This window comes from Barnesiella sp. An55 (genome assembly GCF_002161555.1).
GTDB lineage: Bacteria > Bacteroidota > Bacteroidia > Bacteroidales > Barnesiellaceae > Barnesiella > Barnesiella merdipullorum.
In genome coordinates, this window is record NZ_NFHZ01000017.1 from 43,597 (window position 1) to 57,901 (window position 14,305).

At 45.7% G+C, this 14,305-nt stretch carries 7 protein-coding genes; all 7 read left to right on the plus strand.

Annotated elements, in window-relative coordinates; genetic code table 11:
* Positions 1-215 precede the first annotated feature (215 nt).
* Entirely contained in the window at positions 216-1,772 is a 1,557-nt protein-coding gene (locus B5G10_RS10660) for a RagB/SusD family nutrient uptake outer membrane protein (RefSeq protein ID WP_241147755.1), read from the plus strand.
* A gap of 169 nt (positions 1,773-1,941) precedes the next feature.
* Complete coding sequence (locus tag B5G10_RS10665; protein WP_158098813.1) at positions 1,942-3,414, plus strand: LamG-like jellyroll fold domain-containing protein; 1,473 nt, start codon at positions 1,942-1,944, stop codon at positions 3,412-3,414.
* 11 nt (positions 3,415-3,425) lie between these two features.
* Complete coding sequence (locus tag B5G10_RS10670; protein WP_158098814.1) at positions 3,426-5,018, plus strand: beta-N-acetylhexosaminidase; 1,593 nt, start codon at positions 3,426-3,428, stop codon at positions 5,016-5,018.
* A 37-nt stretch (positions 5,019-5,055) separates the two neighbouring features.
* Positions 5,056-5,925 carry a T9SS type A sorting domain-containing protein gene (locus tag B5G10_RS10675; RefSeq protein WP_087424713.1) on the plus strand — a complete coding sequence of 290 codons (870 nt, stop codon included), beginning with the start codon at positions 5,056-5,058 and terminating at the stop codon, positions 5,923-5,925.
* Positions 5,926-5,978: 53 nt separating this feature from the next.
* Positions 5,979-8,612 (plus strand): glycoside hydrolase family 2 TIM barrel-domain containing protein, encoded by a 2,634-nt coding sequence (locus B5G10_RS10680; RefSeq protein WP_087424714.1) that lies wholly within the window; start codon positions 5,979-5,981, stop codon positions 8,610-8,612.
* A gap of 32 nt (positions 8,613-8,644) precedes the next feature.
* Positions 8,645-11,854: a phosphodiester glycosidase family protein gene (locus B5G10_RS10685; protein WP_087424715.1), complete on the plus strand. Its 3,210-nt coding sequence runs from the start codon at positions 8,645-8,647 to the stop codon at positions 11,852-11,854.
* A 275-nt stretch (positions 11,855-12,129) separates the two neighbouring features.
* Positions 12,130-14,265, plus strand: coding sequence for an alpha-L-rhamnosidase C-terminal domain-containing protein (locus B5G10_RS10690; RefSeq protein WP_241147756.1), 2,136 nt, complete (start codon positions 12,130-12,132; stop codon positions 14,263-14,265).
* The last annotated feature ends 40 nt before the right edge of the window (positions 14,266-14,305 follow it).

A 14,305-nucleotide genomic window follows, 5' to 3' on the forward strand; every position in this document is an offset into this window, starting at 1 on the left:
AAACGAGAGTATTATATATTGTAATTATAATGATGGGGTTATGTGGTTGTAACGATTCTTTTTTGAATCGTTTGCCCGAAACGTCGTTGGTTACTGAAAATTTCTTCAACTCACCGTCCGATCTGGAGCTTTTTGTCAATAAATTGTACTTAAGTGAATCTCCTAAGTATTGGGATCCGGGAACCGACAATGTTGTTGCTTCGGAAAAGGATGAAATGTTGGATTTGATACATGGCAATATTACACCTGCTACGGTTGGTGGCTGGGATTGGGGCCAGATACGTGAGTTGAACTATTTCCTCGATAATGCCGGTAAAGCGCAGGGTGACCAGGAATTGATAAACCATTATATTGGCATTGTGCGTATGTTGCGTGGTCGCGAATATTATGAAATGGTAAAGCGATATAGTGATGTACCTTGGTATGACCGTGCTTTGAAAGATACCGAGGTCGATGAGCTATACAAGCCTCAAGATTCCCGCACCTTTGTCGTTGAGAAAATCATGGAAGATTTGGATTTCGGGTGTAAAAATATTATGACCGACCTTGAGAATAGAACCGTTTACAACCGGTGGTATGCCTATGGCTTGCTGGCCCGTATAGCCTTGCATGAAGGTACGTTCAGAAAGTATCACACCGAACTGGGTTTGGAAAGTACTGCCGATGAGTTCCTTCGCAAAGCGGTTACGGCTTGTGAAGCTATCATGGCAAATACTACCGACTTTGAGATTTATGATGCCGACGGTCCTGATAATTCGTATCGCAACCTGTTTATCAGCAATGATTTGAGCAAGTGTAAGGAGATTATTCTGTTCAAAGATTATGATTATGATGCACAAATTAAGCATTATGCTTCGAATCATGTATTCTCCTATACTACCAATTTGAGTCGGGCTTTGATGGAGAGTTATCTGGTAAAGAAAGAGAATAAGGCTGTTCCGTTCTCTTCGGTAGAAAACTACCAGACTAAGACATTTATCGAAACCTTTGCCGATAGAGACCCCCGATATGCACAAACGTTTATGTATCCCGGTTACATACGACCGGGCGATGTACAACCGTTTGTCCCCAATATGAATTTGGGGGGGTATCCTCAAATCAAGTTCGTATCGAAAGATGCTCAGCAGATTATGCCGGGTACCTCATATAACGATCTTCCCTTGATGCGGCTGGGTGAGATATTGCTTATCTATGCCGAGGCCAAAGCCGAGTTGGGAACACTCAATCAAGAGGATCTCGATAAATCGATTAATAAGTTGAGAGATCGGGTAGGAATGCCTCACATGATCTTGTCGGAGTTGGTGACCGATCCTATTTTGGAACAACAGTATCCCAATGTTTCGGGTGCCATGAAAAACGCAATTCTCGAAGTCCGTCGCGAACGTCGGGTCGAGTTGGCTTGTGAGGGATTTCGTAAAGATGATATTCTGCGGTGGCGTGTAGGGACCCTTCTCGAGATGCCACAAGGGGCCTATATTGCGGCTATTAACGAGGTATTCGATGTGACTGGTGACGGAGTTTCCGATGTGGGCATTTTCTTGAACAGTGCTTCGGTCAAGCCCATTTATAAAAAGAAGATATGCTACTATCTTGAGGATGAAAATGGCGAAAAGACCGGTATTTCTCTCTCGGAAGGTGATCATGGTTATATTATTCTGACAAATGATTTGACCAGTCCCAAGAAATTTATCGAGCCTAAGTATTATTATTTCCCGATACCTCAGGGCGAACGTGTTACCAATCCTAATTTACACGAAACAAATTTCTGGTAATTATCTAATTTCCAATTAAATATAATCTCCTTTTCATCTTGTGCATGACATAAGATGGAGCCCAGGTTATACCCTGTGTTAGAATAACTTTCGGGTTGTTCAGAGGGAGATTATTGTCTAACAAAGAAAGATTATGAGATATTCTTATTCTATATTAATCCCGTTACTGGTGTTTGTAGCTTGGCCGCTTCAAGCCAAGGAGGTGGTTGTAACATTTGATAATCCGGCTGAGTTTTATGAGAAATATCGGTTTGTCGATGGAATCGAGGGTAAAGCCCTGGATTTGAGTTCCGATGCCTATCATCGCAATCCGGTTACGGTGGGGCAGATTGATTCGCTCGATATGGCAGGCTCTTTTTCTTTGGGAATTTGGGTCAACACAACGAGTCGGGAAACAGGTCTGAAAGCATTGGTAAGTAATAAGCGTTCATATGAGATGAAAGATGCCGGCATTATGTTGTCGGCTCAGGAAAATGGGTCGTGGTGCGTCTATTTTACCGATGGGACCAATTGGCAATGGGATTATCGTCCTACTGTAGAACGGCAGCCCATTAATGATGGGAAGTGGCATTTCCTTGCTGTAACTCATAATGCCGATAAAGATGAGATGAAGATGTATTACGACGGGCTAAATGTAGCTACTTATTGCACCAATGGGAATAAGTGCTTGGCGACGGGAAATCCTTTATATATAGGAAATCACATCGACGATCAATGGCACAGTTTCGAGGGCCTTTTAGACCGTTTCTCTTTTATCGATCGGGTGAAGAGTGAAGCTGAAATTGCCGATGAATATGAGCGGTTTACAGGAATCAGGCGAGAGGCTCGGCTACCGTATTTTACTCCTGAGATAAATTTGATGGAGTTTAATATTTTCCATGGAGGTCATGAATTGGGTGAGCAGGTGGGCGTAAATCGCGTCGTAGAGGTGATTAAAAAGTCTCATGCCGATATCATAGGTATGATTGAAACTTACGGAGCCGGGGCCGAAATAGCCGATGCCCTGGGGTATTATTTCTATTTGCGCAGTTCAAATCTTTCGATTATGAGCAAGTATCCCATAGAACAGACCTGGGATATGTTTCAGCCCTTCAACACGTGTGCTGCAACAATCCGTATCAGCGAGACTCAGGTCATCAATTATGTAAATCTGTGGCTCGATTACCGACCCATCACCGACGAGCAAGTGAGGGCACGATTGTCGGTCGAGGAGATAGAACAGCAAGAGTTGCCCACGCGTTATCGCGAGTTGACGGCCATATTGGGTGATATGCAACCCTTCTTTGACCAGAAAGGGGTGCCTCTCTTTGTCTCGGGAGACTTTAACAGTGGTTCTCATCTGGATTGGACCGAGGAGGCGAAACATCTGTTCGGTGGCTATGTATTGAAATGGCCTACCAGTGTACTGATGGAGAAGAGAGGTTTTAAGGATTCGTATCGAGAACTCCATCCCGATCCTGTGAAGGATCCTTGCCTTACCTGGTCCACCATGTCGAAGCTCGACTTGCAATATCGCATCGACTTTATCTATTATATGGGTGATAAAGTGAAAGCCGTTCGTTCTGAAATGCTTGACAAGCATCCGATACGTTTCCCGTCGGACCACGCGGCTATGATAACAACTTTCTCTTTTAAGAAATGAATATGATAGGTATGACAAAATATAAGATTTGGGTGATAATAGCTCTCATTGTTTTTCTGGGAAGATCCCATTCTTTTGCCGGTATATTGCCCTATCCCAATCATGTAGAGTGGAAGTCGGGCGAATATCGTATGGGGAGGAAAGCTCTTCTGTATTGCGATGTGTGTTTCAAGGAAGAGGTACGGCGAGCAATGGATGGCTTGGACAAGGCGGGTTTGTTGTCATACGACTTTTGTGACAAGTCGGGAGCTGATTTTCGTATCTGTTATACCAGTGAGATAAAGCCCGAAGGATATATGCTGGACATAAATTCTGATGGGATAACCATTTGTGCCTCAACTCAATCGGGCGTGTTTTATGCTATCCAGACCCTTAGGCAGGTAGCTCAGGAAGAGGGGGCTTCAATACTGTTCCCGTGCATGGTTGTCTGTGATTATCCGGCATTTGCCTGGCGTGGTTTCCTGTTGGATGAAGCACGTAACTTCCAGGGAAAGAGTGAGGTAAAGAAGCTTTTGGATGAAATGGCTGCATTGAAGATGAATGTGTTTCAATGGCACTTGACCGATGATCAGGGTTGGCGTATTGAAATCAAGAAATATCCCTTGCTGACCGCAGTGGGTGGGCATAGAGATTCTACTCAGCTCGACTGGTATGAGAGTACCGTATATGATGGCACGCCCGTGAGTGGATTCTACACGCAAGACGATATTCGTGAGATTGTAGCTTATGCCGCCGATCGCCACATTACGGTGGTTCCCGAGATTGAATTTCCCGGGCACGCATCGGCTGCTATTGCGGCATATCCCTGGCTGGGATGTAGTCAAGACCCGATATCGGTACCTTGTAGTTATGGAGTATTTTCGGCTGTTTTCAATATAGCCGACAGTCGGGTGCAGACTTTCATCCGGGATGTGTTGGACGAAGTTTCGTCTCTTTTTCCTTCGGCGGTTATTCACATTGGAGGTGATGAGGTGAAATATGATGAGTGGCAAAACTCTCAAGCAATACAACAATTGATGGAGAAGGAACAGCTATCGACTCCGGCCGAGTTACAGATCTGGTTTGCCAATCGACTCTCAAGCTATTTGAGTCGAAAAGGAAAAATCATGATGGGGTGGAACGATATCACCGGCGACAAACTTCATGCGTTTCAACCCGATAGCGAGGTGCAAAGTAAACTCGACCCCGCTAATACGATTGTTCAGTTTTGGACAGGGGATCGCTCGATATTGAAGAAAGCCCTCGAGCGGCGTCTTAAAATTGTGAATACTCTGTGCGAATATACCTATTTGAATTATAACTACGATAAGATTGTTCCAGGGTTGGAGTATGGATACAAACCTATTTCGTTGGAGAAGGCCTATGACTTTAATCCGGTTCCCGAGTGGTTGGAGAGTGATCGGGATTTGATATTGGGCCTTTCGTGTGCCATGTGGGGCGAGTGGATTAACCGACCCGAAACAATGTATAAGATGGTCTATCCTCAGATTGCAGCCTATGCCGAAACGGGATGGACTCTACAAGAGAATAAAAATTTCGACAGATTCCAGCGCTCTTTGAGATTCTTCATCGATCGGTGGCAAGCTGCTCGGTATATACAATAATCTAAAATCTATGTTTCACTAAAAAAAATCAGTTATTATGAAAAAGTTAACTTTACTTTTGGCGTGTGTGATTGCTTCGTTGGCACAAGTGTGGTCACAGGTTACTATCTCTTTGGAAAATTTCCATATTCAAAGAGGCTCGGACATTGTAGTCAAATATAGCAATGGGGCTGGTAATCAGAAAGATTATATCGGTATAGCGCCTCTTGGACAGGCAATTACCGGTATTCCAGGTGGATATACGACTACCTATGCCTATCTCGACAATCCAGGTTCGCAAGAGGGTACATGCACCATTCCGGCCAACAACATGGGAGCTACAGGTGATGGCTATTATTGGGCCGTATATCTGTTGGACGACGGGTATAATGCCGCATCGGACTATATACCTTTTTACTATGGCGATGAGGTTCCTCAGAATGAGAGTCCCGTTTTGTCGGTTGATGAGTGTACCCCCGATTATACGACGATTACCTTTACCGATAATGAACTTTGGAGAATGCTTATTAAAGAGATAAGTGTCGATGGTGAGGTTTTAAGTCCCGATGATTATGCGGTTGAGGCGGGAGCACTCTATGTATTGAAAGATTTGACTTCGGCCGGCTCGCTCACGATTACGGCTTGGGATCATCCCGATGCAACGGTTCAATTGAATGCTTCGGCGGTTGAGACCGAACTTCTTGTTGATAACATACGATTCCACAACAATCAACTGGTTATTGCCGGCGCACAGTCTTCGATTCAGTCGGTTGCAGTATATGCGTTGACCGGGGCATTGTTACAGACTTATAAGGTGGCTTCGGAAGAGACTACAATTGATTTGAACTATCTGAATAGTGGGGTTTATGTAGTCCTGCTGAAAGGGAATACTACCCCCCAAGCGATTAAGATTATCATAAGACATTAATGTTAACTATATTCTGCCGATAGAAATATCGGCAGAATATAATAATCCCGATTATGAGAAGAACGGTTGTTTCAATCCTGCTAAGTCTTTGTTTCTGCTATACGCTTTGGGGACATTCAGTTCAACCCGAGTTTTCGGTCGCCGGATTTTATCCCCTTGACGGTGTCGGGCGGGAAATCTATTCAATGAATCCATCATGGCTTTTTTACAGAGGTGATATGGTTGGTGCCGAGCAAAAGGAGTTTGATGACTCGAGGTGGACTCTGGTATCGTTTCCCCATAGTATAGATACTTTGCCTACTGAGGCGAGTGGGTGCATCAATTATCAGGGTGTGTGCTGGTATAGAAAACATTTCTCTTCGTCCGACTCATTTGCTGGGAAAAAGCTGTTTCTCTATTTCGAGGCAATTATGGGTGAGGCTCGTGTATGGGTCAACGGCAAATTGTGTGCGACCCATTATGGAGGGTATTTACCTGTAATAGTAGATATTACCGATAAACTGGAGCCCGAGAATGTGATCGCTGTCTATACCGACAACTCGAACTGTCCGCTCTATCCGCCAGGAAAACCTCAGGAGTTTCTCGATTTTACCTATTCGGGCGGGATTTATCGCGATTGTTGGTTGATTGCTCATAACCGGGTGTATATAACCGATGAGAATTATGCTGCAGAAGTAGGTGGGGGAGGACTATTCGTTTCATACAGTCGGGTTTCCGAGAAGTCGGCCGATGTGAATTTGAAGTTGCAGCTGAGAAATGAGACTTCTCGTATTTTTAGCGGGAAGGTGCTGTTTACGTTGCGAGCTCCGTCGGGTGAAACTGTAGCGCAAAAGAGCTGTCAGGTGCGGCTTTTGTCGGGGCGCTCGGGAAATTGTGAAACATATATCAGGCTCAAGAAACCTTATTTGTGGTCTCCATCGTCTCCATCGTTATATCAATTGTATATCGAAGTCAAAGATGAGAACACGGGGGAAACAATAGATGGCTATCGAAAAAAGATAGGCATACGCAGTATTGAGTTTAAAGGGTCGGATGGCTTGTGGGTAAACGGGAAACCTTATCCTCATCCGCTGATGGGCGTGAATCGGCATCAGGATTTTGCCGTAGTGGGCAATGCCATGACCAATAATCTGCATTGGAGAGATGCCATGAAGATAAAAGCTTTGGGACTGGAGGTCGTGCGTAATGCACATTATCCTCAAGATCCAGCATTTATGGATGCTTGTGACGCTTTGGGCCTTTTTGTCATTGAGAATACTCCAGGATGGCAATTTTGGAACGATGAGCCAGTGTTTCAAGATCGTGTTTTCAGCGACATACGAAATATGATTCGTCGGGATCGAAACAGACCGTCGGTTTTCTTGTGGGAACCTATTTTAAATGAAACTTGGTATCCCGAGTCGTTTGTCGATAGTGCCGTGCAAATCGTTGGCGAGGAGTATCCCTATCACTATTCTCATGTAGTATGCGATTCTGAAGCTCGGGGAGCTTCGAAGTTTTCTGTTCGTTATGCTCATCCGGGGAATGGTGATACCGATATTGCGACAAAGGAGTTTGATAGCCGGGTCGCTTACTTTACCCGAGAGTGGGGTGATAATGTTGATGACTGGAATTCTCATAATTCGACGAGTCGTGTGAGGCGGTCGTGGGGTGAAGTGCCTATGTTGGTACAGGCTATGCACTACGCCTTACCTCCCTATGTATGCACCAGTTATGATGCGTTATGGCGCACCTCCCGTCAGCATGTAGGTGGATGTTTGTGGCATTCGTTCGATCATCAGAGGGGATATCATCCCGATCCTTTTTATGGAGGATTGACCGATGTATTCAGACAACCCAAATATGCATATTACATGTTTATGGCACAACGTCCGATCGATACTTTGGATATTCAGGCCGATAGTGGCCCAATGGTTTATATTGCGCATGAAATGACGCCTTTCTCACCTGCCGATGTGACAGTGTACAGCAATTGTGATGAGGTAAGGCTGACTGTTTTCAAGGGAGGCAACACTTATAGTTATCACAAAAAGCTACAGAGTGAGGGGATGCCTTCACCAATTATCCGGTTTGAAAAGGTTTATCGGTTTATGGATGACAAGGCGCTTTCTCGCCAAAACCGGCACGATGAGGTATTCTTACTGGCCGAGGGCTTTCTGAATGGAGTAAAGGTGGCTGAGCATAAGCGTATGCCGGCCAGGCGTCCGGCTAAAATCGAACTTCGGTTGGATGATGAGCACATTGCTCCGATAGCCGACGGATCTGATTTAGTTACCGTGATAGCTTCGGTGACCGACGAGCAGGGTACGGTTAAACGACTCAACAATTATCACATACGCTTTTCAATCGAAGGAGAGGGCCGGCTGGTTGCCAATGAGGCAACACATACCAATCCTCGAGCCGTTGAGTGGGGAACAGCACCTGTTTTGGTGCGTACAACCCTACGCCCCGGAAAGGTAAAGGTGCGTGCAGCTGTTGATTTCCCTGGTTTACAGATGCCTCTACAGGGTGAGTTGGAGTTTGAGGTATTGCCGGCGCCCTATGGGGCTATCTATAATGAAGAAGATCGAGCAGGGGTGAGCGAATTGATCTCTACCGGAGATAGTGGTGAGGAGGTTGAGCAACGTAGCCGTCTTAACCAGGAGTTGAAAAGTGTAGAGCAACAGCAAACAGATTTTGGAGAGTAGATATATAATTAGTAATCAATAAAATAAAATGTATGAAAAAATATTTTTTCTCAATGATTGCCTTAATGGCTTGGATGTACCCCGGTACTGTTATGGCCGATACAGGCGAGGTATGGGTGATGCCTTGTACAGAAATTCTGGATAATTATCAGGACTTCCCGGCCAAGGAATCTAATTTGGTCGTGTTGGGTAAAGGCGAGACCGAGCATGTACAACTTGTCTTATCGACTATACCGAAAGAGAACATCTCTTTTACGTCGTCGTCGGCTCCGGCCGGTATTGATATTAGCTATAGAGTTGTTCGCGAAATCGATACCTTTGACGATGCATTGGTCCCTTTTGATTCTCAGGTAGAAGCGGCAGAGGGTACGACCGTAGTGTGGTTGACGTTTGAGACCGATCGGAATTGCTCGGTAGGGACGTATGACTATTCGGTACAAGTCAAGAGTCTGAAAAATAATGTAAAGGTAAATTTCAAGATTCGAGTGGCCGATTATGAGATACCGCTTACCCCGTCAATACCTTCGGAGTTTAGTATCGATTTGGATAATATGCCCGACGGAGGTTCCGACAGGCAAAAGGAACTGTGGACCGAGTTTCTGTTGTCGCGTCGCATAGATCCTTATTATAGTGTAATTGTCGATCGAGGTGCTTGGCGATGGGAGAATTGTTTCTCGCCTTGGTCCTGGGATGACCCCAGAAGTCAAGCTTTGCTTCAAGACCCGCGTTTCTGTCGTTTTGCGCTCCCTTGTATGCTTGAGGATGAGGCGTTTTTACGCATGTGTAGCGATATGAAGGAGAAAGGAGTTTTTGACCGGTGCTATTTTTATATCTGGGATGAGCCTAAGAAAGAGGCTCATTATGCACAAATTGCCGAAGAGTCGTCGCATCTGTTGTCGCTGGAGCCAGGGTCGAAGATGTTGGTTCCGGTGTCGAGCTATTTGATTGATGGTGATCACAAATGGAATTACGATTATACATTTGACTTTTTGACACAGTACGTTAAAATTTTACCTGTTGCTGCCGAAGAATACAAAGGTGAAAATGCGAAGGCCGAGGAGTTTAGAAAGATGATTGAGCCTCAGTCGGAGTGGTGGACTTATGTGTGCTGTTATCCCAAAGGCGATCAGCCCAATTTCCTCTTGGAACTAACTCCGTTTCATCATCGAGCCATTATGTGGCGAGTGTGGAAAGAACAGGAGACCGGCTTCTTGTATTGGGGAGTTAATCGTTATCAGTTGAATCCGTTTGCTTTTGATCGTAGTCTCGATGCGGTAGGCGATGGCGCTTTGGTTTTCCCGGGAAGTCTTTTTGGAATAGAGGAGCAGCCTGTCGCTTCGGTACGCTTGGAGCAATGGAAAGAGGGACAGGAGGATTATGAGCTGTTGAAAATCGTAGAGAAAAAGATTGGCCGAGAGAAAACCGAACGAATATTGAGTCAAGTATATCGTACTCCCACCGACTTTACCAAAAGTTCCGAAGAGATAGAGTCATTTCGTAATAGCTTGATTCAGATTATAGAGAATTATGATCCTTCGACTCAAATCATGATACGGGGTGAGTTGCATGAGGTGGATACCTTGAATGCCTATGTCCCGGGACCGGGTTGTGAATATGCATATATCCGCATCGACGATTTACCTGTTGAGGCCCATGTTTTGAAACTCGATTTGCAAAATCCCTATTCGCAAGTGAAGACATTTTTAGGCAATGATGTTATCGATGGTTTGGAGCGGGTTTCTTCGGCTTGTGATAGATATACCACGGCCGGCTCCGATGCGTATGCCGGTATCAATGGCGATTTCTTTAACATCAGTGGCCACAACGAATATCCACTGGGCGCTCCTCGGGGTGGTTGTGCCTCCGAAGGGGTGATACAGCGAGAACCTCGCAGTATGGCATGGGCTTTTGCCGCGATTGATTATGACAACAAACCGATACTTAACAACATGGAGTTTGGGGGGTCGGTAGTCAGTTTGAAATCACCTATCGCATCATATAGTTTTAATGATGTGAATATCCCCCGTACCGATTGCTACTCATGCGATATGACTTTTTATAATGAGTTTGCCGGTGGCTATACTCGTATGGATGAGAATGCCGATATTGGTGATAAACTAAAGACCGAGGTGTTCTTCAAATTGTCCGATGGCCAGAGTTGGGGGATAAATTCACCCAAGACTTGTATCGTGACTCGAATTATTCGTGATACACAGGGGCATAATGCATTGGAACCGGGAGAGTCGGCTTTGTCGGGGATTGATGCCGCAAAGGCTTTTCTGGACAACTTGACTGTGGGACAGAAATTGAAAATCAATATGTCTATTAAGACAGCCGATGGAGAGGCTCCCCTGATTAAGGAGATGGTGGGTGGTAACTCGTTGTTGATGAAGAATGGGGTAATTATGGATTGTAATTTCAATGACTCGTATAACAATGTGTTATATCCGCGAACTGGAATTGGTTGTTCATCCGACGGTCGTTGGTTATACCTGATTGCTATTGACGGGCGACAGTCCCATTCGAGAGGCGTGTACTCCGATGAGATGTGTGATATTTTGCGGGCCTTGGGGGCCTCGGATGTAATAGGCTTGGACGGAGGCGGTTCTACCGGTATGGTGGTTAATCATGCGGTAGTCAACAAGCCGAGTGATGGACAAGAGCGTGCGGTTACCAATGGCTGGCTTTTGAGAACTACGGCGCCTGCCGATGACAAAATTGCCCGATTGTCCTTTAATTATTGGAATAAAGCGCAAATTGAGGCTCGGGAGATTCCTTTGTCGGTTTTGGGGTATAACCAGTACGATGTCCTTGTGGACTCCGAACTATCTCCGGTTTCTTTGAGTTGTACTCCCGGTCTGGGACATATCGAAGGTGAAACTTTGTTGCTTGATGGTCCAGAGAAGAGTGGAACGGTAACTGCCAAGTATGAAAGGTTGACGGTCTCTCGTTACTTGAACTTCGGAGATCCATCGGGAATAGAGTCTATAGCAGAGGTTAACGTTCCATTCAAATTTTATCGTAATCCAGGAACGAATCTCTTCTATATTGAGGCAAGCGGCGATGGGGGTACCCGAATGAGTTACGGCCTGTACGCAACAAGTGGTGGTTGCATACGGCAGGGCGAAGCCGATATCATAGGCTCATATTGTTTCGATTTTTCCGATTTGACCCCTGGCGTCTATCTCTTGAGAATATGCATGGGGAATGACTGTCATACGATTAAATTGATTATCGGGTAATTTGTGTAATGGAGTTTGAAAGCCTTTCGGTTCGGCCTATCGGGCAGAATACAAAGACTTTTGTAACTCCATACATTCATCTTCATTATGCAAATTCAATAATATATATGTTTCGTCAATTTGTTATCCTCATTATGGTTGGTCTATGGACCGTTTGGGCGCAAGCTGATGTTCCTGCGGCTCATTGGATTACGGCCTTTGAGAACCAGAGTGCCACGAATACATGGCTTTGTTTTCGGCGGGATATTCGACTGGATACTCTCCCTCGGGGAAGTGTGAACCTTAAGATTGCCGCCGACAGCAAATATTGGATGTGGATAAATGGGACATTGGCCGTTTTTGAGGGGGCAGTAAAGCGAGGCCCTACTCCCGAAGATACCTATTATGATACGGTTGATATCTCTTCTTTTCTGCAGGAGGGGAACAATACGATAGCGATTTTGCTGTGGTACTTTGGGAAGGAGGGATTCTCATATCAGCCCAGCGGTAAGGCGGGCCTTTTTGTCGAGAGCCTTTCTCCGACATTCTCCTTATGTAGCGACAAACAGTGGTTGGCAACGGTCCATGCCGGTTATTATACACCGGCTGGTCCCCAGCCAAATTTTCGATTGCCCGAGTCCAATATCGGGTATGATGCTCGTCGTTTCTCCGAACGGTGGATTTCAATGCCGGTCGATTCCCTTTCTTCTTGGCCAGCGGCTGTGGAGGTTGGACTATTGGGATGCAAACCTTGGAATAAACTGTACCCTCGAGTGATACCCTTGTGGAAAGACTATGGGCTTCGAGCATATGACCGTCAGGAGTGGCATCGGGGCATCGACAGAGATACACTTGTGTGTTATTTACCCTATAACATGCAGGTAACTCCTGCTTTTGAATTGGAGTCACAAGGCGGTGATACAATAGGTATGTGTACCGATAATTATCGAGGAGGAGGTGCGAATAATCTTCGGGCCGAGTATGTGACAAGGAGTGGTGTTCAGCAGTATGAGAGTTTGGGATGGATAAACGGACATGCGGTCTATTATATTTTGCCTAAAGGTGTTACTCTTACACGGGCTCTGTATCGAGAGAGTTCATATGATACCTCGTTTGCCGGTTCGTTCAGTTGTAACGACGATTTTTATAACCGACTTTGGACAAAGGCACAGCGTACACTTCTGGTGACCATGCGCGATACATACATGGATTGTCCCGATCGGGAGAGGGCACAATGGTGGGGCGACGAGGTCATCGAATCGGGTGAGTCGTTTTATGCCCTTTGTCCTCGGTCGCATTTACTCATCAAGAAAGGCATGTATGAACTGATGCGGTGGCAAAGGCCCGATGGTACGATTTTTTCGCCAGTACCTGCATCGAATTACCAGACGGAGCTCCCGGGACAAATGTTGGCCAGTGTAGGATACTATGGTTTCTGGAACTATTTCCTTCATACGGGCGACACGGCAACCATTGCCGATTTGTATGATGCGGTAAAACGGTATTTGGAGGTCTGGGAATACAATGCAGATGGTACTGTCAAATTCCGTAGTGGCGAATGGACTTGGGGCGATTGGGGAACTAATGTCGATATACAGGGACTATTCAATGCCTGGTATTACTTGGCGTTGGATGGAGTCTCGCGTATGGCCGACCTCCTTGATAAACGGGAGGATGCTATTGAGTTGCGTCGCCAAATGGTGTCGCTGAAGGAGTCGTTCAACCGAGTGTTCTGGTGTGGCGATGCATATCGGGCCAATCGGTTGCTACCCGATCCCGATGATCGGCTTCAGGCTTTGGCTGTTGTTTCGGGTTTGGCCGATGAATCGAAATATGATGCTATTCGGGAACTGCTCGGACGGTATGAATATGCCAGCCCATATATGGAAAAATATGTCTTGGAGGCATTATTTGATATGGGTTGTCCGCACGAAGCCTTGGCCCGGATGAAGAAACGATTTGGCAAGATGGTCGATCATCCTCGTCTCACTACCCTTTTTGAAGGATGGGGTATAGGTCCTGAAGGATTTGGCGGCGGTACATATAATCATGCCTGGAGTGGTGGCGGTCTTACTCTTTTGTCTCAAAAGGTGTGTGGGATATCTCCGATAGAAGCGGGTTTTAAAGCCTTTCGGGTTACGCCTCAAATGGGACCGCTTGTCCATGCCGAGGCTTCATTATTGAGTGTCCGAGGTCGAATATCGGTTGACTTGACTCGTTCGGGCCATAAACTGGATATGCTCTTAACGGTTCCTGCAGATACTCGGGCCATAATTCCGATAGCAGATAATGTCTGTCGGGTGAAGTTGAATGGACGATTGGTCTTCAAGGATAAGAAGCCATATCCTGGACAGGGGTGTGAATTTAATACTTCGGAAGGAGTTTCTCTTGCCGTGTCGAGCGGCGTGTGGAGAATAGCATTTTCTTATTAAGTCGTGTAGAGTAGGTTTTCAATAGGAGGCCCTATGATTC